General features: G+C 41.0%; 28 protein-coding genes, 1 pseudogene and 1 riboswitch. Of the genes and pseudogenes, 3 read left to right on the top strand and 26 right to left on the bottom strand.

The features are described 5' to 3' along the window. Positions 1-130: 130 nt before the first annotated feature. The 3 genes from dapB to BV60_RS23135 all read right to left on the bottom strand — a co-directional run bounded on the left by dapB (position 131) and on the right by BV60_RS23135 (position 2,318). Complete coding sequence (gene dapB, locus BV60_RS0106090) at positions 131-883, bottom strand: 4-hydroxy-tetrahydrodipicolinate reductase (protein WP_029320259.1); 753 nt, start codon at positions 881-883, stop codon at positions 131-133. A 55-nt stretch (positions 884-938) separates the two neighbouring features. Beyond that, positions 939-1,820 (bottom strand): 4-hydroxy-tetrahydrodipicolinate synthase, encoded by an 882-nt coding sequence (dapA, locus tag BV60_RS0106085; protein WP_029320257.1) that lies wholly within the window; start codon positions 1,818-1,820, stop codon positions 939-941. A 90-nt stretch (positions 1,821-1,910) separates the two neighbouring features. Next, positions 1,911-2,083, bottom strand: a riboswitch (Lysine riboswitch). 58 nt (positions 2,084-2,141) lie between these two features. Then, a complete protein-coding gene (locus BV60_RS23135; protein ID WP_156035989.1) occupies positions 2,142-2,318 on the bottom strand; it encodes a hypothetical protein in 177 nt (58 codons plus the stop codon). Between the two features lie 301 nt (positions 2,319-2,619). Here BV60_RS23135 and BV60_RS0106070 point away from each other — a divergent pair, with 301 nt between their 5' ends. Further along, positions 2,620-3,168 carry a leucine-rich repeat protein gene (locus BV60_RS0106070; RefSeq protein WP_029320255.1) on the top strand — a complete coding sequence of 183 codons (549 nt, stop codon included), beginning with the start codon at positions 2,620-2,622 and terminating at the stop codon, positions 3,166-3,168. Positions 3,169-3,258: 90 nt separating this feature from the next. Continuing rightward, positions 3,259-4,311, top strand: coding sequence for a transglutaminase domain-containing protein (locus BV60_RS0106065; RefSeq protein WP_029320253.1), 1,053 nt, complete (start codon positions 3,259-3,261; stop codon positions 4,309-4,311). A 175-nt stretch (positions 4,312-4,486) separates the two neighbouring features. On the opposite strand, the gene BV60_RS0106060 is transcribed toward BV60_RS0106065, so the two are convergent. The 20 genes and pseudogenes from BV60_RS0106060 to cysK (BV60_RS0105970) form a co-directional block, all read right to left on the bottom strand. Beyond that, positions 4,487-5,110, bottom strand: a complete 624-nt coding sequence (locus BV60_RS0106060) for a GDSL-type esterase/lipase family protein (RefSeq protein ID WP_029320251.1) — start codon at positions 5,108-5,110, stop codon at positions 4,487-4,489. A gap of 236 nt (positions 5,111-5,346) precedes the next feature. Continuing rightward, positions 5,347-6,030: an ABC transporter ATP-binding protein gene (locus BV60_RS0106055; RefSeq protein ID WP_029320249.1), complete on the bottom strand. Its 684-nt coding sequence runs from the start codon at positions 6,028-6,030 to the stop codon at positions 5,347-5,349. Next, positions 6,031-7,242 (bottom strand): ABC transporter permease, encoded by a 1,212-nt coding sequence (locus tag BV60_RS0106050; protein ID WP_029320247.1) that lies wholly within the window; start codon positions 7,240-7,242, stop codon positions 6,031-6,033. It lies immediately after the preceding gene. Positions 7,243-7,247: 5 nt separating this feature from the next. Continuing rightward, a complete protein-coding gene (locus tag BV60_RS0106045) occupies positions 7,248-7,685 on the bottom strand; it encodes a DUF4418 family protein (RefSeq protein WP_051656543.1) in 438 nt (145 codons plus the stop codon). A gap of 31 nt (positions 7,686-7,716) precedes the next feature. Next, a complete protein-coding gene (locus tag BV60_RS0106040; protein WP_029320244.1) occupies positions 7,717-8,883 on the bottom strand; it encodes an ABC transporter substrate-binding protein in 1,167 nt (388 codons plus the stop codon). 16 nt (positions 8,884-8,899) lie between these two features. Beyond that, complete coding sequence (locus tag BV60_RS0106035) at positions 8,900-9,706, bottom strand: ABC transporter ATP-binding protein (RefSeq protein ID WP_029320243.1); 807 nt, start codon at positions 9,704-9,706, stop codon at positions 8,900-8,902. Then, positions 9,700-10,650, bottom strand: a complete 951-nt coding sequence (locus tag BV60_RS0106030; RefSeq protein ID WP_029320241.1) for an ABC transporter permease — start codon at positions 10,648-10,650, stop codon at positions 9,700-9,702. Before BV60_RS0106030 ends, BV60_RS0106035 begins: the two co-directional genes overlap by 7 nt. 33 nt (positions 10,651-10,683) lie before the next feature. Further along, complete coding sequence (gene nifH / locus BV60_RS0106025; RefSeq protein WP_029320239.1) at positions 10,684-11,541, bottom strand: nitrogenase iron protein; 858 nt, start codon at positions 11,539-11,541, stop codon at positions 10,684-10,686. Between the two features lie 71 nt (positions 11,542-11,612). Continuing rightward, positions 11,613-12,593 (bottom strand): cysteine synthase A, encoded by a 981-nt coding sequence (gene cysK, locus BV60_RS0106020; RefSeq protein ID WP_029320237.1) that lies wholly within the window; start codon positions 12,591-12,593, stop codon positions 11,613-11,615. 24 nt (positions 12,594-12,617) lie between these two features. Beyond that, on the bottom strand, positions 12,618-14,159 hold the full coding sequence (locus BV60_RS0106015; protein ID WP_029320235.1) for a nitrogenase component 1: 1,542 nt from the start codon (positions 14,157-14,159) through the stop codon (positions 12,618-12,620). A gap of 17 nt (positions 14,160-14,176) precedes the next feature. Further along, positions 14,177-15,511 (bottom strand): nitrogenase component 1, encoded by a 1,335-nt coding sequence (locus BV60_RS0106010; RefSeq protein WP_029320233.1) that lies wholly within the window; start codon positions 15,509-15,511, stop codon positions 14,177-14,179. Positions 15,512-15,573: 62 nt separating this feature from the next. After that, positions 15,574-16,011, bottom strand: coding sequence for a pyridoxamine 5'-phosphate oxidase family protein (locus BV60_RS0106005; RefSeq protein ID WP_029320231.1), 438 nt, complete (start codon positions 16,009-16,011; stop codon positions 15,574-15,576). Positions 16,012-16,036: 25 nt separating this feature from the next. Further along, positions 16,037-16,450 (bottom strand): NifB/NifX family molybdenum-iron cluster-binding protein, encoded by a 414-nt coding sequence (locus BV60_RS0106000; protein ID WP_029320230.1) that lies wholly within the window; start codon positions 16,448-16,450, stop codon positions 16,037-16,039. Next, positions 16,443-17,312, bottom strand: coding sequence for a radical SAM protein (locus BV60_RS0105995; protein WP_029320229.1), 870 nt, complete (start codon positions 17,310-17,312; stop codon positions 16,443-16,445). The genes BV60_RS0106000 and BV60_RS0105995 overlap by 8 nt, the downstream gene beginning before the upstream one ends. 163 nt (positions 17,313-17,475) lie before the next feature. After that, positions 17,476-18,411 (bottom strand): cysteine synthase A, encoded by a 936-nt coding sequence (cysK, locus tag BV60_RS0105990; RefSeq protein WP_029320227.1) that lies wholly within the window; start codon positions 18,409-18,411, stop codon positions 17,476-17,478. Between the two features lie 153 nt (positions 18,412-18,564). Then, the gene (locus BV60_RS0105985; protein WP_081846599.1) at positions 18,565-19,761 is read right to left on the bottom strand and encodes a trans-sulfuration enzyme family protein; all 1,197 of its coding nucleotides are present in this window, start codon (positions 19,759-19,761) and stop codon (positions 18,565-18,567) included. A gap of 77 nt (positions 19,762-19,838) precedes the next feature. Further along, a complete protein-coding gene (locus BV60_RS22675; RefSeq protein ID WP_081846598.1) occupies positions 19,839-19,991 on the bottom strand; it encodes a YezD family protein in 153 nt (50 codons plus the stop codon). A gap of 109 nt (positions 19,992-20,100) precedes the next feature. Next, positions 20,101-21,291 (bottom strand): MalY/PatB family protein, encoded by a 1,191-nt coding sequence (locus BV60_RS0105975; RefSeq protein ID WP_029320224.1) that lies wholly within the window; start codon positions 21,289-21,291, stop codon positions 20,101-20,103. 444 nt (positions 21,292-21,735) lie between these two features. After that, positions 21,736-21,891: pseudogene (locus BV60_RS24370) on the bottom strand (sulfurtransferase TusA family protein); the annotation flags it as partial. Then, positions 21,858-22,655 (bottom strand): cysteine synthase A, encoded by a 798-nt coding sequence (gene cysK / locus BV60_RS0105970; RefSeq protein WP_029320223.1) that lies wholly within the window; start codon positions 22,653-22,655, stop codon positions 21,858-21,860. The pseudogene BV60_RS24370 and the gene cysK (BV60_RS0105970), both read right to left, overlap by 34 nt. Positions 22,656-23,002: 347 nt before the next feature. On the opposite strand from cysK (BV60_RS0105970), the gene BV60_RS0105965 reads away from it, so the two are divergent. Continuing rightward, on the top strand, positions 23,003-23,401 hold the full coding sequence (locus BV60_RS0105965) for an RrF2 family transcriptional regulator (protein WP_029320222.1): 399 nt from the start codon (positions 23,003-23,005) through the stop codon (positions 23,399-23,401). 249 nt (positions 23,402-23,650) lie between these two features. Here the strand turns inward: BV60_RS0105965 and BV60_RS0105960 are convergent, their stop codons facing one another. The 3 genes from BV60_RS0105960 to BV60_RS0105950 are packed head-to-tail and all read right to left on the bottom strand — an operon-like array spanning position 23,651 to position 25,707. Then, a complete protein-coding gene (locus BV60_RS0105960; protein ID WP_029320221.1) occupies positions 23,651-24,391 on the bottom strand; it encodes an amino acid ABC transporter ATP-binding protein in 741 nt (246 codons plus the stop codon). A gap of 1 nt (position 24,392) precedes the next feature. Then, positions 24,393-25,067: an amino acid ABC transporter permease gene (locus BV60_RS0105955; RefSeq protein WP_029320220.1), complete on the bottom strand. Its 675-nt coding sequence runs from the start codon at positions 25,065-25,067 to the stop codon at positions 24,393-24,395. Further along, positions 25,048-25,707: an amino acid ABC transporter permease gene (locus tag BV60_RS0105950; RefSeq protein WP_029320218.1), complete on the bottom strand. Its 660-nt coding sequence runs from the start codon at positions 25,705-25,707 to the stop codon at positions 25,048-25,050. The genes BV60_RS0105955 and BV60_RS0105950 overlap by 20 nt, the downstream gene beginning before the upstream one ends.

The raw sequence follows: 25,707 nt of genomic DNA, 5'->3' as shown, positions 1-25,707 counted from the left end.
TTTTATCTATAGAAATTACAAAGCAAATTACTAAATAAATTTCAATAAGATAAAAAGCGGTTTTGCAATATTACATAACCGCTTTTCCTAAATACATTGATTCCTGAATTTCCTCAGAAATCTTAATTTTTTAAATTACATCACTCATATCGTACATTCCCGCACCCTTACCTGCGAGGAATTTAGCAGCTTCAATAGCGCCCTTTGCAAATACGGATCTGGAATATGCTCTGTGAGAAAGTGTAATGACTTCATCAGTGCCTGCAAAGATGACATCGTGATCACCGACGATTGTACCACCGCGTACTGCAGAAATTCCGATTTCTTTCTTTGGACGCTTTTCTCTTCTGCTACTTCTGTCATAAACATACTCACACTTTTCGGATAATGAATCATTTACACTGTCAGCAAGTGCAAGAGCTGTACCACTGGGAGCATCAAGCTTCTGATTATGGTGCTTTTCAACAATCTCAATATCAAAGCCTGCTGCATCAAGTGTAGGTGAGATTTCCTTTAAAACCTTCATCAGCATATTGATACCAACTGACATGTTGGCTGACTTTAAAACCGCAACCTTCTCAGAAGTCTTTTTTACTTCCAAAAGCTGGTCATCAGAAAGTCCTGTTGTGCATAATACTACAGGCAGATTCTTATCAGTACATACCTTCAGAAGATTATCAACTGCTGATGCGTTTGAAAAATCAATAACAACATCAGCATCCACATCACATTTTTCTATTGAATCAAAAACAGGAAAGCTATAGGTATTTTCACCATAAGCATCTACTCCTGCTACAATTTCTATGTTTTCATCCTTTGATGCAAGGTCAACGATCACGTGACCCATACGGCCGTTACAGCCGTGCATTATTGCCTTTATCATCGTGTTCTCCTTTCATCCGGCAAAATCGGCACTATTGCTCATAAAGGTTACACTATTATGCCAAAAATTTCTTCAGTTCCTTTTCAAGCACCACCCTGTTTGCCTCAGTCATTGATGTAAGAGGAAGACGAAGCGGGCCTGCCTTAAAGCCGATCATCTCAAGAGCTGCCTTTACAGGGATAGGATTAACCTCCGAGAAAAGAGCATCAATAAGAGGAAGTGCTTCAAGCTGAATCCTGGTAGCACCTGCGAAATCACCGTCCAGAGCCTTCTGGCACATCTCATGTGTCTTTGCTGGTGCAACGTTTGAAAGAACCGAAATAACACCGAGTCCTCCAAGTGACATGATAGGAACTACCAGTCCGTCCTCTCCTGAATAAAGATCTACAGCACCCTCAGCAAGCTGCATCATCTTGGTGGTCTGAGCAAGATTGCCTGTTGCATCCTTGATACCAACAATGTTGTCAACTTCCTTGCAGAGTTTGGCAGCGGTTGCAGGCTGAATATTGCAGCCTGTGCGGCTCGGAACATTGTAAAGGATTATCGGAATATCAACTGCCTTGGCAACGGCTGTAAAATGCTGCACAAGGCCATCCTGAGTTGCCTTGTTGTAATAAGGTGTAACGGAAAGAATTCCGTCGGCTCCTGCCTTAGCTGCATCGATTGAAAGATCTACCGCTGTCTTGGTGCAGTTTGATCCGGCACCTGCGATTACGGGAACTCTTTTGTTAACATACTCTATGCAGAACCTGGAAACCTCCATGTGCTCCTCTTCTGTCATAGTCGCACTCTCTCCAGTTGTTCCGCATACGATAATAGCGTCTGTACCATTATCAATCTGGAAATCAATCAGTCTCTTGAACTCATCATAATTAACTGATCCGTCTTCATTAAACGGTGTCGCAATGGCAACACCTGCACCCTTAAAAACTGCCATTTCAAAGTCTCCTTTAATATATATAACACAAAACATGAAGCTAACCCACCGCAAAGAGAGTTAGCTTCATGAAATCACCATTGATCATATTAGCACGATAGCTCCCCATCTTACGATGACAGTCATACAGTTATTAGCTGTATGCCCAGGTACAAGCTCTTCAGGAAAGCTCATCCTTCGGCGTATTGTCCTTTCCGAATCCCTCATATGCGCCTGTCGCATCAGAATTCATACTGATAAAATACGCAACCTCTATCTTCAAATCTTTTAAAAGCATAACACTAGTACACTAAAGTGTCAACGTGATAAATCACAAATGACTTATTTCATTCCCTCCCAAAATCTGTCATGCTCAGTAAACCTTACCGTATCATCCTCGGAAATCTCTGCCTTCGGCTTCTTCTCCTTGGTTCCCGTTTGTTCCATCTGCAGCTCATCCTCTGAAGGGGAATTGTACATACCTTTATGTTCTCCGAAAATCTTATCTATAATAGCCATGTCATTTACCTCCACATCAAAGATTTCTACACCACTACATATACTTATAGATAATTTTTCTACATCTCTATTTGCTTATATTAATTATACCAAAAGCATATAGAAAAAGGAACATATTTAACTACACTTGTAATATCCAATACCTTTAGCTTTTTACATATGATAACAATATTGTCATGCTGAACATATAAGGGTATTATAAAAACAACTACAAGGATTATCTACGGTAATACACAATTAAATATTCTAAATTATAATTATTTCTACCTATATAACGACAGTAGAAGGAGACCTGTTTATCATGAAAATTAATAGAGTAATAAATATTGTCAGTATCTTGCTATGTTTACTATTACTTTTTAATAATACAGGCTATATTACTCGCGCCATAAACTATAACTTAGAAGATATAGAACCTGGCGATAATAAGGAAATTTATGGCGATTGGCCTATAAAAATAACCAAAAAAGGAATTACGTATAAAATATATCCATCCATGACTTTCGTTATCTCTATTTCCAATGTTAAGAAAGCTCATATAGATCATGTTATCTATAATGATCAGATTTATTATGTTAATACTATTACTGCAAGTGCCGGAAAAGGTAATAAATCACTAACTACAATTACTATAGGTCCACATGTTAAAAATATAGAAGATAATGCATTTTATAACTGTAAGAAGCTAAAACAGGTAATAATAAATAACAGTGGAAACTTAAATGTTGGAAGGAACGCATTCAGAAAGATTGGTAAAAATGCAACTATTCTTCTAAAAGGAGCCAAAGGAAACTCTAAACAGAAACTTATAAAGAAAATCAGCAAACAGACAAATGCAACTATTAAATAACTGCGGATTACGTTAAGTTATTTATAGCACTAAGAATAACCTAAAGGATCTATAAAAATATTTCATTATTTTTTCTAAGAAGGAGTATAAATGAGGCAAATTAAAAAGATATTATTACATATTTTAGTTGGAATAGTTATTCCAATAATAATAGCTGCACCCATACATCCAATTATAAGTCATGCATATAGCAACACATGGACAGCCACAAATGTTGGCTCTGGTAGGAATAAAATGTTTTCTAAACTTGTCACGTCAGCAGAAAGGTATGTGTATGAGTTTGCTATTAACTATGCTTATGAGGGTGATTGGGCTTATCCATGGACTCCCAATGATACCAAATTAACTACAACACAATGTAATAATGTGATGCTTGCTTTAAATTGTGATTATCCTGAGGTGTATTGGTACATCTATTGCAGTAGTACATACTTATATGTAGCTAAAGATTGTCGCTTTGCAGATTACAATAATGCGTTTGCAAAGAAGTATAAAATAAGTGGCCCTCTTGATTCAAAATTGAGAAAAATATTTTACATGGTTGCAAAAAATATCATATATTCTACTAATACTTCTTCATACACATATATAGATCATCAACCAGACGGCACAACTAAAGTAAGTTATAATCGAAAGGATCAATTACCTGAAGGACTATTCTCAGGAAGAGGTGTTTGTTGCAGCTATGCCAGAGCATTTCAACTTTTTTGTAATGTTAATGATATTGAGTGTGTGACAGTTCAAGGTTCTGCTTATGGTACTGGTCATATATGGAATATAGTGAAATATAATGGTAAATGGCAATTAGTAGATGCAACAGATTTAAGTAATGCATCACTTGATACTATGGAAAACAATTTTTTAGCATCAGAAAACCAGCTTGGTTTCACCAGAAAAAATTATTCTATAGATGTACCTTCTACTTCAAATAGAGCACACAAGAAGTTTTCTTCTATAGAGAGAAAACAACTAAAAACTGTATGTGATGAAGCTTGTTGCACTTTCAAGTCAATAAAAGACAGTATCCCCAGAGCTGTTAATTTATCGGAAACTATTGATATAACATATCAGAAAGGTTTTTTAACAAATTCTGTTGCTGCCCCGCTACCTGACCCATACACTACTCACATAAATATCAAATAACTCAAATTAGTTTTTTATTAAATGCGTCACACTATCTATCAATAATTTATAGATGGTATGACGCTTATTACTTTATGTCATAACCCTATATTGTCTATTGAAAAACATAAACTGAATTTAAAAAAAATGTCCGAGTTTACGACAGTGCTGCTGTCATCTATATGGACCGCCTCTTCTAAGCAATCCTCATCTCCTCTAATTTTTTTACGATTGCAACAGATAATTCTTTATGGCCTTTCTCGTCCATATGCTCATCATCCACTGTACTTGGTTCAGCAAAATCGGATGCTGCCAGGAACTGATTACCTCTTTTTCTTGCAATACGCTCATACTCCTGCTTTAAGGATTTGCTGGTCGCAACGGAGTTCTCATCGAATTCGGGATCTTTTTCGGGAAGATATACCTCATTTCCCAGTTTTATTGGCGAGACCACCAGGATTTTTTCGGGTGCTATATATTTTTCCAGTTCGTCCAGGCATAGCTCAAGGCCTTTTCCGATAATATGAGAATTAGCCTTAAACATGGTTTTGCAATCATTTGTACCAAGCATAATGATCGCAGCATCGAGAGGATAATTGCTCTCAAGACTAAGTGGCAATATCTCAGCACCCTTTCTGAAAGGGCGAAGCTGATCGTCAAAAACGGTAGTCCGTCCGCATAGGCCATCCTCTACCAGTCTTACTTCCCTAAGATTTTCCTGAACCAGACTTGTCCATCTAATCCCCCAAGGATATCTGTCCTTCGTTCCGGGGATAAGCCCCCAGGTATTTGAATCTCCAAAAGCAAGTATGTTTCCCATAAGTTATACCTCATCTATCAACATATGTTTATATCTGACTCATACTGATCTGTTGCCGGTACCGTTCCGCAAGCACTCCTACATTCCCGGTACAGTACTAATCCTTACAATATAATTATGAGATATAGCCACTGTAGTGTAAAATATCCAAAAGTGATAGTCACATATAAAGAAATGCTATCACAGCCAACTGCATAAGCAGTCACCCGGACAATATGTAATGAATAAATACATATCTACGCAATTGCAGCTCCGTTTTCCTTAGTAAGAATACCCTCCTCCATCCTGTAAACAGCATCTCCGTACTTAAGAGTATCAAGTTCGTGTGTAACCATGATTACGGTTGTCCCCTCATCCGCAATTTTTCTGAAAAGTTTAAGAATCCCTGATGTATTTTCCCTGTCAAGGTCGCTCGTAGGCTCATCAGCAAGTAATATTCCGGGATTATTGATTAGCGCTCTCGCAATTGAAACTCTCCTTAGCTCACCTCCGGAAAGGCTGGAGGGATAAGCATTTTCAAGATGAAGAATGCCAACCCTGTCAAGAAGCTGTCTCGCCCTTTCCGTGTCATCTCCTTCTCTGTTAAACAGGTAAAATGGAAGGCGTACATTATCAAGAACCGTTAAATTTTTCAGAAGACTTTTCCCCTGCATTATATATCCGATTTCGGAATTTCTAAGGTATGATGCCTCCTCATCGGAAAGCCTTGCTATCTCTCTTGTATTAAGTACAATCGTTCCGCCTGATGGTTCAAGAAGACCTGCGATAAGATTAAGCAATGTGCTTTTCCCGCTCCCGGAACGACCGATAATGCTAATAAAGCTTCCGCCGGGAACAAAAAGACCTGCATCTCTTACCGCATATATTTCCCGATTTCCCTGTATAAACTTTTTCTCAAGTCCCCTTATTTCCAAAGTCATTTATTCACCCTCCCTCATTGTCAGATAGGTTTCCGCTCTACTGATTCTCACTGCCAAAAGAGCTGCTGAAAGAGGTCCTGTCAAAAATGAAACAACAAGATCAACAAGAAAGATAAAGGCTATCATCCCCGCATTCGGAAGAAGATAGGGAAGCCCCAGTCTGTCTCCTATGTACACATTAAGCGGAAATATTATGATTGCTGCGAAAATTGCACCTACAAGTCCACCCGTTCCGGTTATTATTGCAGACTCCGAAAGTATAATTCCCGCAAGCTTCTTCCTGGTTGCTCCAAGAGTTCTCAGAACCGCAAATTCCTTTTTCCTTTCGTTTGAAATAACTGAAAATACCAGCAAAAGAGTTGCTACAGAAGTCAGAAAAAACAGACCGGAAAAAATATATAAGAAGATTGCCACATTTTTCATGTTATCAGCAGTTCCGGTTATCATGTTCTGTGATTCAACAATCTTAACACCACCAATTTCCCGTCTTATGTTCTTTATAAGTGTTTTTCTGTCATAGCCTTCCTGAACGCGCACAAGTATGGCTGATATCGCCTCCTTTGGATCTGCGTCTTCCAAAAAGCGCTGTCCCTTTTCTTCAGCATCAGCATACATTCTAAGTATTGTATCCTTTGTCGCATAGACTGCCTGGTCAAGTCCTGTTCCTGTGGCATCAAGCTTTGCAGCAATCTCATATTCCTTGCCAAAAAGCTTAATGAACCCGCCCGATTCAGTCTGTATGTCGTTTCCGACTATCACAGCGCCGTTTTTCAGCTCTCCGTCAAAGGTCTTCCTGATCCAGGGCTGAATTACAAAATCGGTATCAGGGTCAAAACCAATAAGCTGAACCTTTGCATCACAGCACTCTGCTTCAAGCGATGTCAGAAAAAACTGGGAAGAGCAAAGTGAAACACCTTCCAGCCCTGCAACCTTTCCCTCAAGCGTTCTTTTAAAATAAAAACAGCTTGGCTCTCCCTTTAACAAAACAGCCTCCAGATCATTTTGATTTTCAACGGGAACGATCATAAGATCAGCACCAAGCCTGTCCTTCATTTGTCCAAGTCCGTTGCTTAAGCTTTTTGAAAGTATAGCTCCACCAAAAAGGACAAAAGAAAGTACTGCCATTAAAAGAACAAGTCCCACTGATCTTGTGAGACTGTTCTTTACGTTTAAAAAGGCTATATATGGAATTCCCAAACGTTTATTATTCATAGGAATTAAGCTCCTTTTCTTAATTCTTGAACTACCTGTACTTTCTCCTTGTTTTTTAAGAGGAAAAATGTATTTGCAAGAGCAAAAACCGCACCTGCAATGCCAAGAATGATAAGTACCGGTTTTGTAAGTGAATGACACTGCATATGTTCACCACCACATACTCCGATAAGCTTTGTGGGGACAAGAACTGAAACGATTGAAAGCGCAAAGGCCGCTATGCTTAATCCCGCACGAATCTGTTCTGATTTAAAGAAAAGAATCCCGGCTGCCAAAAACACAATTGCAAGACCTATTCCCAGTTCAGCCTGTGCTGTCCAGTGACATTTCATAAACTTACCGTCCTCCATGGGACCACACACCGCAAATATTGACTGCGGTCCAACTGCAATTAAAAGTCCAAGTATAATAAATGTAATTCCTGATATAATTCTGTTTTTCATAACCTATTCTCCTCATTCATGTCACTAAAAATTATTCCTTTGCAGTTAAAAACTGCTGAGGATCCTTTGGCGGATCGATTTCTGTTATATCAAGTCCGTCTTTAATTCCCGGAAGGAACAGGTAGCTTGTCTGTATAAGAGCAGCCTTGTCCGTATCCTCTTTGAGCAGTCCTAAAACCTGTGCATCATCAAAGTTTCTGTAAATAGCTTCCTTCAAAGAGCTAAGCGAAGTAGGATACTGATATGTCTTTAAAAGATCGGTATTTACATTTACATCACCCACTGTATATCCCTGAGCTACCTGAATCTGCGCGGAAAGTTCCGGATTGTTCGCGATCCATACAGAAGCCTTCTGGATTGCGGTAACAAGCTTTGCAAGTGTTGCAGGCTTTCTCTCTATGGATGCGCTGCTGGCAAAAAGTACACAGCAGTTTTCATCCTTAAGTCTCTCATCATTTGAAGTATCAAATATAACCTTTGCTCCTTCATCCCTTGCAAGGATAGCAGCCTTATAATCTCCGAGTCCGATAGCATCAACTGCTCCGTTTAAAAGTGCCTGCTCAATTGAATCCTTGTCATAGACAACAAATTCCACATCATCTCCTGAAAAGCCCTCATAGTTAAGTGCACGAAGCGCTGCTATATGCTGTGAACTTGAAAGTGCCGTAACTCCGATTGTCTTTCCTGCAAGATCCTTAGTGGACTCTATTCCGCTGTCCTTAAGAGTTACAATTGTCACACAGCCGGTATGTAGTCCGGCGATTGCCTTAGCTTCAAGACCGTTATCAAGTGGCTGTAGCATACCTGAAATAAGTCCTATAGCCACGTCTGCCTGATCGGTTGACAGTAGAACCGCTCCCGTTTCTCCACCTGCATCCACAAAGTCATAATCAACACCTTCTACAAGACCTTCCTGTTCATAAAAGCCAAGCAGATATGCTATCTGTGTCTGAACCTGGCAGGTACCTTCAAAGGTACTTACTATTCTTATGGGATCACCTACTCCTGTTTCTTTTGCAAAAGCAGCATCAAGGTCAAAATCCTCATCAACTATATCCGGTGCCTTTGGTTCAGATTCATCTTCGATATTTTCTGTCACAACACCCCCAGTTTCTTTTAAAGCTCCGCTTCCGCAGCCAGAAAGGACAGATAGTGCAAAAACAGTTGCCAATATTAATGCAACAAATCTTTTCTTCATAATATTTCTCCTCTTTTTAAATCACATACTCAATCTCTGCAGCTTTTCCGGTATAATCCAGAATCTGCAATATTTTTGACCTTAGATTAAGGAAATCCACGCTGTCACGTTTACGGCCAAGGGTCTCATTTCTCCCTATTTCCACATCCACAATTGACTCGATTTTTGCCGGTCTCGGTGTCATTACAAAAATGCGGTCACTTAAATAAACAGCCTCATCAACGTCATGTGTAACCATGATCATCGTCGTTCCCCGCTCTTTCCAGATACGCAAAAGTTCATCCTGCATATTCATTCTTGTAAAAGCATCAAGAGCTCCAAAGGGTTCATCAAGAAGAAGTACCTTAGGATGATTTACAAGAGCCCTTGCGAGTCCCGCCCTTTGTGCCATACCACCTGATAAATGATGCGGAAGAGCTTTTTCAAACCCTTCCAGCTTTACCAGCTTAATAAATTCCTCTACATCATCTTTCTTTTCTTTAAAAATGTGTCGTGTCTTTAATCCAAAAGCCACATTCTCATATATGTTCAACCAGGGAAAAAGAGTAGGATCCTGGAAAACAAGTCCTCTCTCATATCCCGGTTTTGTAATCTCATCTCCATCAAGGAATAAGGCTCCCTCCGTAGGCTCAATAAGTCCTGCAACAAGCCTTAAGAACGTTGATTTTCCGCAACCGGAAGGTCCTATCAGGCATATAAATTCCCCCGGCTTTATATCTACGTCCACTTTCTCAAGCGCAATAACCGTCTCTCCGTTCGGATCGATAAATTCTTTTCGCACATTCCTTGCCGATATTGCACCGGTGCTTCCTGTTTCTACCATTTGACAACACCCTCCTGCCATGATAATAATTTGTCTCTTACCTTGAACTGAATGGTAACAAGGATGTAACAGAAAATTGCTACAACTATAAGTCCCGCATAGACATTAGGGTAAGAGAGCATGGTCTTTTGCCAGTTTACGTACCAGCCAAGACCCGATTTGCATCCGATCATCTCAGCTGCCATAAGTGCCACAAAGGAGGAACATGTGGCATTGAAAAAGCCAAGGAAAATCGATGGTGATGCTGCAGGAACCGCGATCTTAAAAAGATTCTGCAGATTACTAGCACCGAGTGTTGAAGATACTTCAAAGTAAGCTTTTTTTACACTCTGAATACCTGAGCAGGTAAGGATTGTTATCTGGAACCAGACACCGAATGCTATCAGAAAAACCGCAGCTCCCTGAGCTGACGGAAATACAACCAGCGCAAGCGGTGTCCAGGTTGATGATGGAATCGGTCCAAGTATGCGGATCAGGGGGTAAATCCAGTAATTTGCATCTTTACTCCACCCCACCGTAATTCCACAGATCATACCAAGAATAAATCCGATTATTATTCCTTTGACCAACAGTAAAAAAGAACTTTCAAGACATTGGAGGAGGAGCTCCTTATCTTCGAAATAAACATTAAATATTCTTGCTATGCTTGGGAAATACAACTGTGGTAGGATCAGAAACTTTGCGGTTACCAGATCCAATATGTTCAAAAATGCAAATACCCCGCATATGAAATACCCCCGATAGGAATACCTTTCCCTCACTCTCTCATTAAATAAAGCCAAAATTGCCAGGAGGATCACCACTGCCAGCGCTATCCATAGGAAGTATCTGTAATGTGGCAATTCCGCGTATTTTAATTTTTTATGATTTGGAATTATGATATTTACGCTCAATGCAAGTAGTACGCCCAATATGGGGAACACTGTTCTGAACTTAGATTTCATAGGCTCCCTCCTTTCTTAACTCACAACTTATTCTTAGATTCTGTAGTCGTCCTTAAGATCATCCATAAGACCGTATTCAACAAGTATTTCTTCAAGACGCTCCTGAGACATCGGTGTCGGAATTGTAAACATGGTGTTCTCATCGATTGCCTTTGCAAGTCCTCTGTACTCATCTGCCTGAGCAGCATCCGGTTTATATTCAATTACTGTCTTTCTTCTTATCTCTGCGTGCTGTACAATATTGTCTCTGGGAACAAAATAGATAAGCTGCGTATTAAGCTCCTTGGCGAAAGCACGTAAGAGGTCTTCCTCTCTGTCTACGCGACGGCTGTTGCATATGATACCGCCAAGTCTTACTCCACCCTTCTGCGCATATTTCTGGATACCTTTTGAAATATTATTTGCCGCATAAAGAGACATCATCTCCCCACTTGCTACAATGTAAATTTCCTTTGCCTTACCTTCACGTATGGGCATGGCAAATCCGCCACATACAACGTCTCCAAGTACGTCATAAAAAACATAATCAAGTTCTTCCGTAAAAGCTCCAAGCTGTTCCAAAAGACCTACCGCAGTAATGATACCTCGTCCTGCGCAGCCTACACCCGGCTCAGGTCCGCCTGACTCCACACACTTGGTTCCTCTAAAGCCGATCTTCATTATGTCATCAAGCTCTACGTTTTCTCCCTTTTCACGAAGAGTGTCCAGAGTAGTCTTCTGATGCAGCCCTCCAAGTAACAGTCTGGTTGAATCTGCCTTAGGGTCGCACCCTACCACAAATACGTTTTTTCCAAGCTCTGTCAGTCCTGCTGTCAGGTTCTGTGTAGTAGTGGATTTTCCGATACCTCCTTTCCCGTATATTGCGATTTGTCTGATCTGTTTTTCTGCCATTTTTTCATTCTCCTCATCTATATCCGACTCATGTCGGTCTGTTACTCTTTCGTTATAAGGGATTACCAATTCTATTTAATGCTGTACCAGTATCTGCTCTTTTCAACCGGCAAGTCTGTCCAAAGTTTTGTGGACAAATATCTTTCACCTGTATCAGGTAAAACAGCTACAACAGTTTTTCCTTCAAACTGTTTCCTCTTTGCAACCTGGGCTGCAGCATAGGCTGCCGCACCTGAGGATATTCCTACAAGAAGCCCCTCTTCTCTTGCAAGAGTTCTGGATGTATCAAATGCCTGCTCATCCTTTACCTTGAAAATCTCATCTATCAGATTGAAATCAAATACCTTTGGTACAAAGCCTGCTCCGATTCCCTGAATACCATGCGGACCTGGTACACCTCCTGAAAGTACAGGTGAACCATATGGCTCAACTGCCACAACATGAATATCGGGGTTCTGTTCCTTAAGGTATTTTGCAACACCTGTAATTGTGCCTCCAGTGCCGACTCCGGCTACGATTACATCAACCTTTCCCTCTGTGGCTTCCCATATTTCCTCGCCCGTTGTTGTGTGATGTGCCTTGGGATTTGCAGGGTTATTGAACTGCTGAAGGATAACACCTCCGGGGATCTGGACCTCAAGTTCCTCTGCTTTTCTGATAGCTCCCTTCATTCCAAGAGCAGCGGGTGTAAGAACAAGTTCAGCACCCAGTGCACTAAGAAGTGTTCTTCTCTCCAGACTCATGCTCTCTGGCATGGTGATAAGAATTTTATAGCCCTTTGCAGCTGCCACAAATGCAAGTCCAACACCTGTATTTCCGCTGGTTGGCTCTATAATGACAGAGTCCTCCTTGAGGATTTCCCTTTCTTCAGCGTCCTCGATCATTGCAAGTGCAATCCTGTCCTTTACACTGCTTAAGGGATTAAAATATTCAAGTTTAAGAAGCAGCTTCGTTTCCTCGGAGAGTCCTGCAAGCTTTTCAATCTTGCGTGGTCTCAAAATGGGAGTCTCTCCGACGAGCTGTGTAAGATTATCAACTATCTTTAATGCCATTTTGCTCTTCCTTTCTCGTCTTCATTAGAATCTGTCGCCCTGAATGATGTTGTCGTTAGGATCAAGATTCATCCAGGTTTCAGTCAGCGGATGTCCCACATATTTGCCAATGTTCTTAGAAAAGTTTGTATTCTTAAGTGCTCTTGCTGCTCTCCTTGCAAGCTCAAACGCTCCGGAATATCCCATGTAGTTTATTGGTGCTCCAAACAGTGGAATGTTAGGAATACCTATCTTTGAAACCCAGCCGTTCGCACCTGCATGCCCTATATAAATATCAGGCTTTAATCTGGTTAATGTATTAAGCTCTTCAGCGGGCTGTCCTGCCGCTACCTCTACCGTAAGATTTGGATCTTTGATATCGCTAAGAAGATTTTCAACAAATCGGTCAAGGTTATGTGCCTTTATTCCCACAAGCTCCATTCCTATGCTTCTGTAAAAATCCGCTGTTGTGAGAATACGTGTCTCACCGCCTCCTACAAATATCTTCTTGCCCTTAAGGACTTCCACAAAAGGAGCAATTGCCTCCTTCAGTTCTCTGTTCTCCTGCTCTATAAGCCTCTCTGCCTCAGCCTCAAGATGAAAGTGGGCTGCGATTTTCCTGATCCATGTATTGGTGCAATTTATTCCAATGGGAAGTACATCCAGAATGTAGGGCGTTCCGTAGCGCTCCTTCAAATGACCAAGAAGATAATCGTCATGAGTTGCACATATGCTGACATTCAGCGCTGCTTCTCCCAGATGATCAAGATCATCAACCGTTGCATTTAAAGGCACGACTCTCGGGATAAGCCCAAGTGCACTTACAAGTCTTGAAAGTTCAACCTCATCTCCATTACTGTTTGAGCCTACGTTGAAGATGTTTACTGTTCTGCTTGTACGATATTTCTTTGCAAAGTCGTATTTTATCTGTGCCTCTTCGGTAAGCTGCGGATATTCCTTAGGATCACGGATGAGATATTTCAAAATACCGTGATTTGCTGCATCATAGCCTGATGAAACAAAACGGCTCTTAAAGCCTTCACAGTGGATCGGAACAAGTCTTGCGGAAATCTGTGACTCCAGTTCTCTTACTACAGCATCAATATCATCGCCTATAATTCCGGGAACACATCCGTTTACTATTGCAATTACCTCGGGATGATATTCCTCTTCAGCATATAAAATGGCTTTCTTAAGCTTTTCAACGCCGCCGTTTACTACATCCAGTTCATCCATATTTGTATGGATCCAGGGCTGTTCCTCAACCACGAGTCCTCTCGATGCTCTGCTTGTGCTTCTTACGCCTGCCATACCTGCAAGTCCCGAGCAGCAGCCAAGTGGTGAATGAACTATTGTTATTGCCCTTGTCAGGGAGTTGATTATTCCGAGTGCAAGTCCAAGCTGACACCCGCCACTCTGTGAAAACTTTCTGTTTTGTGCCTGCGCACATCCGCTTTTAAAATCCCCCTTAAGTCCTGCACAGGAACCGCAATATGCTGTACAACCGCCTACACGCTCATCTCTTACAGGTGGTTCATCAGCTGCTAAAAAATTGTATTTAAGATTCTCATTCAATAATTTTGGCATTTTCTCATCCCACCTTCCTATCGTGATGCAACCAGATTCGTAAGTAAGTCTTCAACAAGTGATAATGCACCCCTGAATCCGGCATAGCCTTTATTAAGTACTGCTCTGTTACTAACAGGGAATGCTACGGTTAAAAATCCTGCGCCGTAATCTGCTGCCAAATTACGTTCAACCACACTTCCGATTATGTAAAGGGGGCCCAGTGAATCATAATATTTTTGGTTATTGTTATAAGGCCAGCTCGCACGAAGCTTCTTTTTCACATAACTGAATTTATCTTCGTATATCACTGAAGGCTTTGTCTGTGATGTAAGGTTCTCAAATTTCTTTGTGTACGCCTCCTGTTTACTCTTATCCTGAAGATCGTTTACCGCTACGAAATGTGGTATCCATCCAAGCTCTTCAGATACGAAATCCACTAGCGGATACGCATAGTAGCTGTCGGTGATGGCAACCACATATCTCTGGAAATCAAGATCCGAAGCAACATCTACAATTCTTTCGAAGTATGAATAGAAATACTTTGTCTCTTCTTCAACCACCTTGTCGATGACAGCTGTATCTATTCCAAGCTTTTCTCCGATAAGACGAAGGAATCTTTCTGAAGCTTTGGGGCCTATCGGTAATTCGGTAGTTATGTACGGTATTTTGTGAACAGTTTCAAATGCCTTTGCAGTAATCTGTCCCGCTGTTTCGGAAACAACCACGCTAAGTGAAGCATCCCCATAGTTTTTTATCTTCTCTACCGATTCTCCGTCTCCGAAAAAGGTATTTGCCTTAACTCCTATCTTTTCCAGAAGATTCTTTAAATGCCCAATGTTTCCACGATAAAAAACATCATGGCCGGGTACGATACCGAGAAGGTTTATTGTCTTTGGAGCCTTCTCTTCTTTTTTCTCAATAAAATTCTTAACAAGTGCACTTAGTACTGCATCATATCCTCTGAGAGTATTTCCTAAAAATCCCGGCGTGTTTATACCTATAACATTCTGATCACGATATCTGTCAGCTATTCCAACCGCATCGTCACCTATCATTTCCGTCTGACAACCGGTTACAACCAGATATAGATCGCCCTTTATATATTTAAGTGTTCCCTCAATCTGTCCCTCCAGCTTACTCTCACCACCGAATACTATATGGCTCTGTGAGATATTAGATGTAGGGATCATATTCCCTCCGCAATATCCGACACCTCTGTAACCTGCGGACAGGTTATAGGTTCCGGACAAAGCCGCAGCACATCCGCCTGATGCATGAACGATGGGAACAGCCTTCGGAATAGCTGCTATAGTTGAAAGCGCACCTCCCAGGGCACATGAAAATTTGGAGCGCTCTATAAAATCACTCATTATTTCTATTCTCCTTTCATCTGTCAGCGTTTAAATCAAACACTTCATATCTAAACAAATGATTAAAATTCAACTATCTGAACCTTGTCCTGTGCCAGTTCAGCTGAGGAATTAAAGATTTTTATCTGTTTTGGTTCAACGACAAAAATACTCTTGTCCTCAGTAAGCTCGAATTTAGGGAGTTTTTCTTTTATGAGTGCTGCTGCCTTTTCAATTCCTTTTTCACAGGTAACCTTCCTTGCCTTGCCATACACAGTTGCATTTACATAATTCGGAAATTCCTGTCCGGGTGCTTCAAAATAGATTGCAACGTTATCGTTTTTCTCAATCTGGGCAACCTTTCTTGCATTTGACTGTGTGGAAAAATAAGTCTTTACACCGTCTGTCGCGATAGCACCTAGGATTCTTACATCTGCCTGATTGTCTTCTGTCACCGTTGACAAAAGAATTCTCTTTGTACTCTTAAGATAGTTTTCAATTTCTTCATGTGTTAATGCCATAATTTTTCTCCTCTTCTTTTCCTTTTTATTTATCTACTATCCCGTTTTCGGATAATATTCTCCTTGCCCGTTCTTCCTTCTGCTTTTTCTTATCTCTGTAGTCCTTTAATTTGGACAGTGCTTTGTCTATGGGAATAACTGCATCTATAGCGATTATGTTTGCTCTTCCAAGTGCCATTACCGCACGAGGACCGATTTTTGCTGCAAGCACGTATTCCACATCGGAAAGCCTTTCGGCAATCCTGTCAAAGGTTCCTACTTCTCCGCAGCTTCCGTCGCTGCAGCCCGCAACACTTATTTCCCTTGATTCTGCCGGCTCCCCCTCACCGGAATTTACATCCACATCATATATGGTGAATTCGGTCACATGACCAAAGTGAGAATCAACATTTATTCCATCAGACGTTGCCACCGCAACCTTGAACTTTTCATCAGCCATGAGAAAACGTCTCCTTTACACTTAATCTTCCCTGATAAAGCTTTGCTCCGATGTCGTAAACACCCGGAACTCCAACAGCGTCTGCCCTGCAGTGCTGACAGTGTCTGAAAACATTTATGTAAAGCTCTGCTTCCTGTCTCGCCCTGTGAAGCTCCTCGCAGGTCGGTGCAGCTATGTCCTTCATATCATTCTGCGGAATAAGCGGGATTATATTGTAGATTGACGCTCCCGCTGCCTTTACCGTAGCTGCAACCTCTTCTATATGCTTATCGTTTATCCCGGGCACCAAAACTGTATTTACTTTTACAAGAGTTCCTGCCTTTGCAACTTTTCTGATGCCACTTAATTGATTTCTTATAAGTATCTTTGCTGCTTCAATTCCTGTATAAATTTTTCCGTGATAGATGATCTTGTTATTTATCTGTGCCTGTATCTCAGGATCTACCGCATTCACCGTCACCGTTAAGGTATCTATCAGTTCGGCAACTTCCTCTGCCTTTTCATCGAGAAGAAGTCCATTGGTACTCATGCACCTTATCAGCTTTGGAAATTTTCCTCTTAAAAGTCTGAATGTTTTAAGTGCTCTGTCTGTCGCCAAAGTGTCACCCGGCCCTGCAATTCCAACTACCGTAATTTCCGGGCATTTCTCAATTGCCAGTTCCACAAAGCCTGCTGCCTCCTCAGGTTCAAGTACTGCACTTGTAACCCCCGGTCTTTGCTCATCTTCATTTATCTTTCTATCGCAAAACCGGCACTCAATATTGCATCCGGGAGCCACCGGCAGATGAATCCTTCCTTTATTCTTTTTGCATGGTCCAAAGCACGGATGTTCCTTTAAAATTATATGTTCGTCTGTAGCCATGTTTTAAAACCTCTATTTTGATGTATGTAACCTTGTTTACTGTGAAAAAACCTTATTTTTGCGTATAAAAAAGGAAGCTGGCGTATACCCCACGAATGGAATGAAGTATACGTAAGCCTCCGGTTGTCCAGTCAGCTTTATTCGATTTTTTTGCCGAGTACTGTTAATCTGCGAAAAGCGCTGTTGAAAGGTATCTGTCACCTGAATCGGGAAGAAGAACAACTATATTCTTGCCCTTATTCTCTTCTCTCTTTGCAAGTATTGTTGCTGCCTTAAGTGCTGCACCTGATGATATTCCTACAAGAATTCCCTCTGAAACCGCAAACTTCTTACCTTCTGCAAAAGCGTCATCATTCTCTATCGGAATAACTTCATCATAAATCTTGGTATTGAGTGTTTCAGGAACAAAGCCTGCTCCGATTCCCTGAATCTTGTGTGCGCCTGCTGTTCCCTGTGAGAGAACCGGGCTGCTTGCAGGCTCTACTGCTACAATCTTAACATCGGGATTAAGCTCCTTTAAGAACTCACCCACACCTGTAACTGTTCCGCCTGTACCAACACCTGCAACAAAGATGTCTACTTTACCGTCTGTCTGTTTCCAGATTTCAGGTCCTGTGGTTTTTCTGTGAACCTCCGGATTTGCCGGATTTTCAAACTGTCCAAGGATGATTGATCCTTCAATTTCCTTTTCAAGCTCCTCTGCCTTTGCAATTGCACCCTTCATACCCTTTGCGCCTTCCGTAAGTACGATCTGAGCGCCGTAAGCCTTCAAGAGATTTCTTCTCTCAACACTCATTGTATCAGGAAGTGTAAGTATTGCTTTGTATCCCTTTGCAGCTGCAACTGCTGCAAGTCCGATTCCTGTATTTCCGCTGGTAGGTTCAATGATCGTAGCTCCGGGTTTGAGCTTTCCTTTCTTCTCAGCATCCTCGATCATGCTAAGTGCTACTCTGTCCTTAACCGATCCTGCGGGATTTAAATATTCGAGCTTTGCAAGAAGAGTTGCCTCTGTAACTCCTGCTGCCTTGCTGTAGCCGTTAAGTTTAAGTATGGGTGTTCCTCCAATAAGCTCCAATGCGCTTTCTTTTATATCTGCCATGACTGTCTCCTCCGTATATATTTTATATTGTGTCTTTTGTTTTCCGTTTGTTTTGAACTAAGTTATTTATACCATGCCTTTCCCGTTTGTGAAATTAAACAAACCTTATCGCCTGATATAAACACTACTTATTCCTGCCATCAGCTTTTCTTATCACTGTTCCCCGGCTTCTTTTTCAGCTATAGCAAAGACTCTGTTAAATTCACAAATAAGGTCCGTTATTCCCTCAATTCCTACAGAGAGTCGTAAAACCCTGTCGTTTATTCCATTTTTCAAAAGAAGGTCTTTGGGAACATCCGCATGAGTCTGTGTTATTGGATATGTGATAAGTGTCTCTGTTCCACCAAGGCTCTCTGCAAAATAGATAAGCTGGACATTATTCAATATAGAATGAGCAAATTCAGGACTGTCTACTTCAAAGGTAAGCATTGCTCCAAAGCCTCTTGCCTGTTTTTTCATAATCTCGTATCCGGGATGTTCCGGAAGCCCCGGATAAATAACCCTTGTCACATGCTTATTTGTCTTTAAATATCTTGCGAGCTTTAAAGCATTTTCCTGTGCTCTGTCCAGCCTTACCGCAAGGGTTCTGATTCCTCTAAGGATGAGCCAGCTGTCAAAGGGTGATAATCCCGCCCCCGTCGTCTTATAGATGAATCTAAGCCTCTCGTCCAAAGCTTCATCCTTTACCACCACAAAACCACCTATAGTGTCATGATGTCCACCGAGGAATTTTGTTCCTGAATGAATGACTATATCAGCACCAAGATTTAAAGGATTTTGAAAATAAGGTGATAAAAAGGTGTTATCAACTATAAGAAGTAATCCCTTTTCCTTCGTAACCTCGGAAAGCTTTAAAATATCCGTCACATTCATCATGGGATTTGTGGGCGTCTCAAGGTAAACAGCCTTAGTGTTTTCCCTGATATAAGGTCTTATATCTTCTTTACTCAGACTGACAGCTGTGTATTCCAGACCATTTTTTAAACTAATCTCATTAAAGAGCCTGATACTTCCACCATAAAGGTCCTCATCAATAATAAAATGATCCCCGGGACTAAATAGCTCCATTATAGTTGCTATAGCGGCCATTCCGCTGGCAAAGGCAATTGCGTCCTTTCCGTTCTCAAGATAAGCAACGATTGATTCAAGCTGCTGTCTCGTAGGATTCTGCATCCTGGTATAGTCATAACCGGTGCTGTCTCCAAGTCCCGGATGTGCAAATGTCGCCGTCTGATATATGGGAAAACTGATTGCCCCCCACTTATCCAAAATATTTCTGTCAAGCTGCTGACACTTTGTCTCTATACTGCAGTTGACATCAGTACATTTATTGCAACCACCGCAAGCCATATCTATTACCTCCTCCCCGGGCATTACGTAATTTTTTTCATGCTAATCGCCCCGTCTGTATAAACTTCTTTTTTGTATTAAAATCTGAGCTTAGAACTTGTCTCAATCTGTGTAATCTTCCCATCATGAACAGTAATTGTTACAGTTCCGTATTTCAGGCTTTCAACCTGTTTCTGAATCTTCTTCCAGACTTCTTCCGGTGTGCATTTTTCTGTTTCAACCTTTGCCATATTTTTCTCTCCCACCTGACGACTTAAGGGATACCTTGTTTTCCCTATTCATCGTGATAAATTATGAAAATATTACCTTACAGCCCCCTTAAGAACAATTCAGTAAAACTTATCGTTCGCTATCATTATTACTGATAGCATCGTATAGCTGATCCATTGCCTTTTCTAAGATTTTTCTAGGCGCTGCGATATTTATTCTTTCAAACAGATTAGTCTCTCTTCCGAAGATTATTCCCGGATCAAGCCACAGATGAGCCTTATCAACTATTATCTTTTCAAGGTCTTTATGATGATCCGCTATCCGGCTAAAATCGAGCCACAAAAGATACGTTCCCTCGGGCTGAATAAGTCTGACCTCCGGTATTTTTTCCTCCAGATAATTTTTAATAAAAAAGACATTCCCCTCAAGATAGTCCAATAGTTCATCCAGCCACCCGCCTCCCTTGGTGTATGCTGATATTGTTGCCGTAAGCCCAAGTGCACTGCACTGGCTATAGCCTGCTGCCTCATTTGCTACCCTGAAAGCTTTTCTCGTGTTTTCATCGGGAATAAGTATATTGGCAATCTGTAATCCTGCTATATTGAAGGTCTTGCTGGGTGATGTTCCGACTATCAGCTTTTTAGTGTATTTCTCTCCAAGTGTCAGATAAGATATATGCTTAAAGCCTTTATAAACAAAATCCGCATGAATCTCATCCGCAAAAACATACACTCCGTTTCTTTCGCAGATATCAGCAATCTTAATAAGCTCCTCCTTTGTCCACACCCTGCCTACAGGATTATGAGGACTGCACAGCAAAAAAAGCTTTACCTTTTCCGATATGATCTTGTTTTCGAAATCGTTAAAATCTATTTCATAGTAGCCATCCCTATATATTAGCTGATTATTGACAGCCCTTCTGTTGTTAAGCTTTATCATCTCGGTAAAAGGATAATAGACCGGCTGCTGTATAAGTACCGCATCTCCTTCCTCTGTAAGTGCCCTTATTGCAGTTGCTATGGCATATACTACTCCTGGAGTTATTGTGTTCCATTCATCCTTAACGGTTATGCCATGACGTTTTAAAAACCAGTTCCTGACTGCAGCATAATAATCTTCCTTAGGATCTGTGTAGCCAAAAATACCATGCTTCACTCTCTTTTCAATATCCTCAATTATTTCATCCGGCAGTTTAAAATCCATATCCGCAACCCATAAAGGAAGAAGATCATCCCTGTTTTTTCTCTCAGGGCCAAAATCATATTTCAAAGATGATGTGTTTTTCCTGTCAATAACTGTATCAAAATCGTACCTGCTCATACTTTTCTCCTCATCTGTAAACTTTTTTCATCCCGCTCACACCGGTCTGTTACCGCTATCGTTACACATACATGAAACCCAATTATGCGAATTGCTCCGAAAGCATATATGCTTCGGAGCAATCTGTATTTCCGGAAGGAGATTTGTAACCGGATTGTTTCATTGTTATGTATTCCGGACAAATGAAATCCGAAATACATATCTGCTATACTCACAGGCGTTTTCAAACCGAATGGAGGTTACGCCAAAGTATAGGAATATGCACACATAGTGGCAAGTTACATGTGCTTTTGTTTTATTTAAGAAGATATTACCACTACAATACTGTTAGCAAAATTAAGTAATGATTATCGGTAGAAATAACCTTTACTTATTGTCGGAGTAATTTCTTATAAGGTAAAAAAATTCCTGCACGCATTTTTCTTTTACGTGCAGGAAGTCCTTTTAATCGCCTACCTTTTTAATGTACAGTTCAAATGTACCATCCTGATTATCATCAAGTTCCAGGATTTCGTGCCCCTCTTCCTTGATGCTTCTTGGAACGTTCTGTACAGGCTCTCCGTCATTTATATTCCCACAGAGATACCTTCCTTTATCGATAAGAGCTTAGCTGTTTCAAAAGATTCTTTATTAGGTGCCTTGAAAACTTCATCAAATACCGTTGTATTTAGAACTTCAGGAACAAAACCTGCTCCTATCCCCTGTATCTTATGAGGGCCTGCCTTTCCTTCAGAAAGAACCGGTGAGTCCTCAGGCTCCAATGCAACAACCTTAATATTGGGATTCTGTTCCTTTAAGAATTCTCCGGTTCCTGTTATGGTTCCTACACCTGCAATAAATATGTCCACCTTGCCATCTGTGTCATTCCAGATTTCGGGACCCGTGGTCTTCTTATGAATTGCAGGATTTGAAGGATTTACAAACTGGCCCGGTATGTAACTTCCTGGTATATCCTTTGAAAGCTCATCTGCTTTCTCGATTGCTCCCTTCATTCCCTTTGCTCCATCTGTAAGAACTATCTCAGCCCCGTAGTTTTTTAGAATACTCCTTCTTTCAACACTCATAGTTTCAGGCATTGTAAGGATAACCTTATATCCCTTTGAAGCAGCAACGGCAGCAAGTCCTATCCCCGTATTTCCGCTTGTGGGCTCGATGATAGTAGCTCCCGGCTTTAACTTACCACTTTCCTCCGCATCCTCTATCATTGCCTTTGCAATACGGTCTTTTACGCTGCCTGCCGGATTAAAATACTCAAGTTTTACAAGAACGGTAGCTTTAAGATCAAGCTCCTTTTCTATATTGACCACCTCAAGCAGTGGTGTGTTTCCGACCAGATCAAGAATTCCTTTGAATACCTTAGACATACTTCCCTCCTCTATCTCTATAAACGAATGTTTATATCTGACAAAACATTTCCACGAATATATCAGCATTTACCAACCATGTCAATGGGTGAATTTAATATGTTTTTCCTTGCAAAATTATCCTATTTTCCGAATTTTAGTATCTGTCTAAAACAATTCTGAAGTATTGTGAAATTATAAAAACTACATTGTAGTTTTCTGTTTTAACCTATAAAATAGTAGGTGTTAGCTCTAAAAGAGCATCTGACAGCATTCTGTCAGATATGACTTCTTGCTTATAAAAAGTAGAAATTTCTGTGGATAAAACAGGAATCTATAAATTTTGTTAAATATAGAGAAGGAGAATTATGTTTTCAACAAAAGGAAGATATGCTCTTAGAATAATGATAGATATTGCAGAACAGACTCCCGGTGAACTCGTTCCTCTTAAAGATACAGCTGATAGACTCGGAGTCTCAAAAAAATATCTTGAGATAATAGCGAAAGAACTGGTTAAAGCAAAGCTCATCTCCGGGGCAAGCGGGAAACATGGTGGGTATGCTTTGACAAGAGCTCCCGAGGAATACACCGTCGGTGAGATAATAGAGATCATGGAAGGCCCTATAGCACCGATTGCCTGCCTTCTTCCGGATGCTGAGGAATGTCCTAAAAAGGAAACCTGCAGAACTCTCTCCATGTGGAAGGAGTTTCAGAAGCTGGAGAAGGATTTCTTTTTTGGGAAGAAACTGAGTGATTTGGTGCAGTAGGTTGCCCCTTAGCGGCGCTTCGAACGTCCCTCATCCGGCGCTTCGCGCCACCTTCCCCCGAGAGGGGAAGGCTTTTTTATTTACTCCTCATCCGGTACTTCTCACTAGACAAAACTTTCTTCTGCCTTCCCCCCGAGAGGGGAAGGCTTTTTTATTTACTCCTCATCCGGTACTTCTCACTAGACAAAACTTTCTTCTGCCTTCCCCTCTTCGGGGGGAAGGTGGCGCGAAGCGCCGGATGAGGGGCTCTTACTCATACGCAAAGGTCTTCAAGAATCTCTTCGCCCTCTCTGTCTCCGGCTCGTCAAAGAACTTCTTAACTTCCCTGCTCTCCTCAACAATCTCACCCTGATCAAAGAATACTATCCTGTCAGCGACCGCTTTTGCAAAGGCCATCTCATGCGTAACAATTATCATGGTTGACCCGCCCTTAGCCAGCTCAAGCATGGTCTGCAGTACTTCATGCACCATCTCGGGATCCAGCGCTGCAGTAACTTCATCAAACAGCAGCACATCGGGGTGCATCAGAAGTGCTCTCACTATAGCTACTCTCTGCTTTTGTCCTCCTGATAACTGCCTTGGATAGTAATCCTTTTTATCAGCAAGTCCTACCTTATCAAGCAGTTCAAGCGCTTCTCTTATGACATCATCCTTTATTCTTTTTTGCACAAGCACAGGCGCAAGGATTGCATTTTCAAGAACTGTCTTATGCGGAAAAAGTTCATAAGACTGAAACACCATTCCAATTTTCTGTCTGATATTACTGATATCCTTTTTATTCGGTTCAACCGGAAGACCATCTACGGTCACGACTCCTCCCTGAATGTCTTCAAGACCGTTGAGGCACCTTAAGAAGGTACTTTTTCCGCAGCCTGAAGGTCCTATTATAACCATAACCTCTCCTTTTTTCACCGAGAGATTTATATCCTTAAGGACCACATTATTACCGAATTCTTTATGTAAATGTTTAACTTTAACGAGCTCACTCATCTTACGCCCACCTTTTTTCAAGTTTAACTGCAAATCTGCTAATCGGCCAGCAAACAAGGAAATAAAGAAGAAATACAACTGCGAATACACCAAAGGCGGCATTAGGTGATGCCTTTCTGTTAGCTTCGATTATCTGCTGTGCAACCTTCAATACCTCGACTATTCCTATCATCATCACAAGTGATGTTGTCTTTACCATTCTGGTAACCAGGTTTATGGAAAGAGGAATAAGTCTTCTTATTGTCTGTGGAAAAATAATAAAGAAATGTACCTGGAATTTATTAAGTCCAAGTGCATACGCAGAATCATACTGAATTTTCGGTATGCTTTTTATTGATCCTCTTACAAGATCACCCATCTCCGCTGTTCCCCAAAACACAAAAACAATGATTGCGGAAAACTCAGCGGAAATATTCATCCCGAAAACTCTTGTTGTCCCAAAATATACAATAAATAAAAGTACCATCTGGGGCATGATCCTGACTATCTCAAGATATATCCTAAGCAAAATCTTAAGAATTCTGTTTTTGGATGTCATTAAGACTCCTACCACGAGACCAAGTGCAATACTTATTGCAACCGATATCAGGCTTATTTCCACCGATACCCAGAGTCCCTTTAGAAGTCTTATCATATTGGTGCCTTTAAAAAGTACGTCAATCCCCAAACTCTGCATAGCGCACCCTCCTCTCGATTATTGATCCCAGAATCGAAACAGGAAGAAGCATTATCAGGTAATAAACAACAAGTAAAAACAGACACTCTATTGTCTTTGCATACATTCCTATTAAATCCTTTGCCGTAAACATAAGATCCATTAGACTTATGGTTGAAAAAACAGAAGTTTCCTTAAGAAGGAAGATAACATTTGCCATAATTCCGGGAATGCTTACCGAAAAGGCCTGTGGCAAAATTATATGTAAAAATACCTGACCATCCGTCATTCCGAGAGACAGAGCGCTTTCGCTCTGTACCTTTGCAATTGATTCAAGGCCGCTCCTCATGGTTTCTATCATGTATGCTCCGCCTATAAGCCCCAGCCCAATAATGCCACAAAGCTCCGCTGATATCCTGATTCCAAGCTTTGGTAATGCAAAGTAAATGAAAAAAAGCTGAACCAGTAGCGGAGTGTTTCTGAAGATTTCTATATATACTTTCAAAATACTGTTTATAACCGGAACCCTGAAGTAGGTGGCTGCTGCCCCTGACAGCCCAATGGCGAAGGCTGTCAGGATGCCAAGCAAACCTATCTTAACAGTCAGGAGTAGTGCTTCGTTATATAACGGTATATATGATTTAAGCACATCTAAATTCAT

This window comes from Butyrivibrio sp. AE3004, assembly GCF_000703165.1.
GTDB lineage: Bacteria > Bacillota > Clostridia > Lachnospirales > Lachnospiraceae > Butyrivibrio.
The sequence above is the reverse complement of the archived record's forward strand: the minus strand, read 5'-3'. Positions and strand labels throughout refer to the sequence as shown.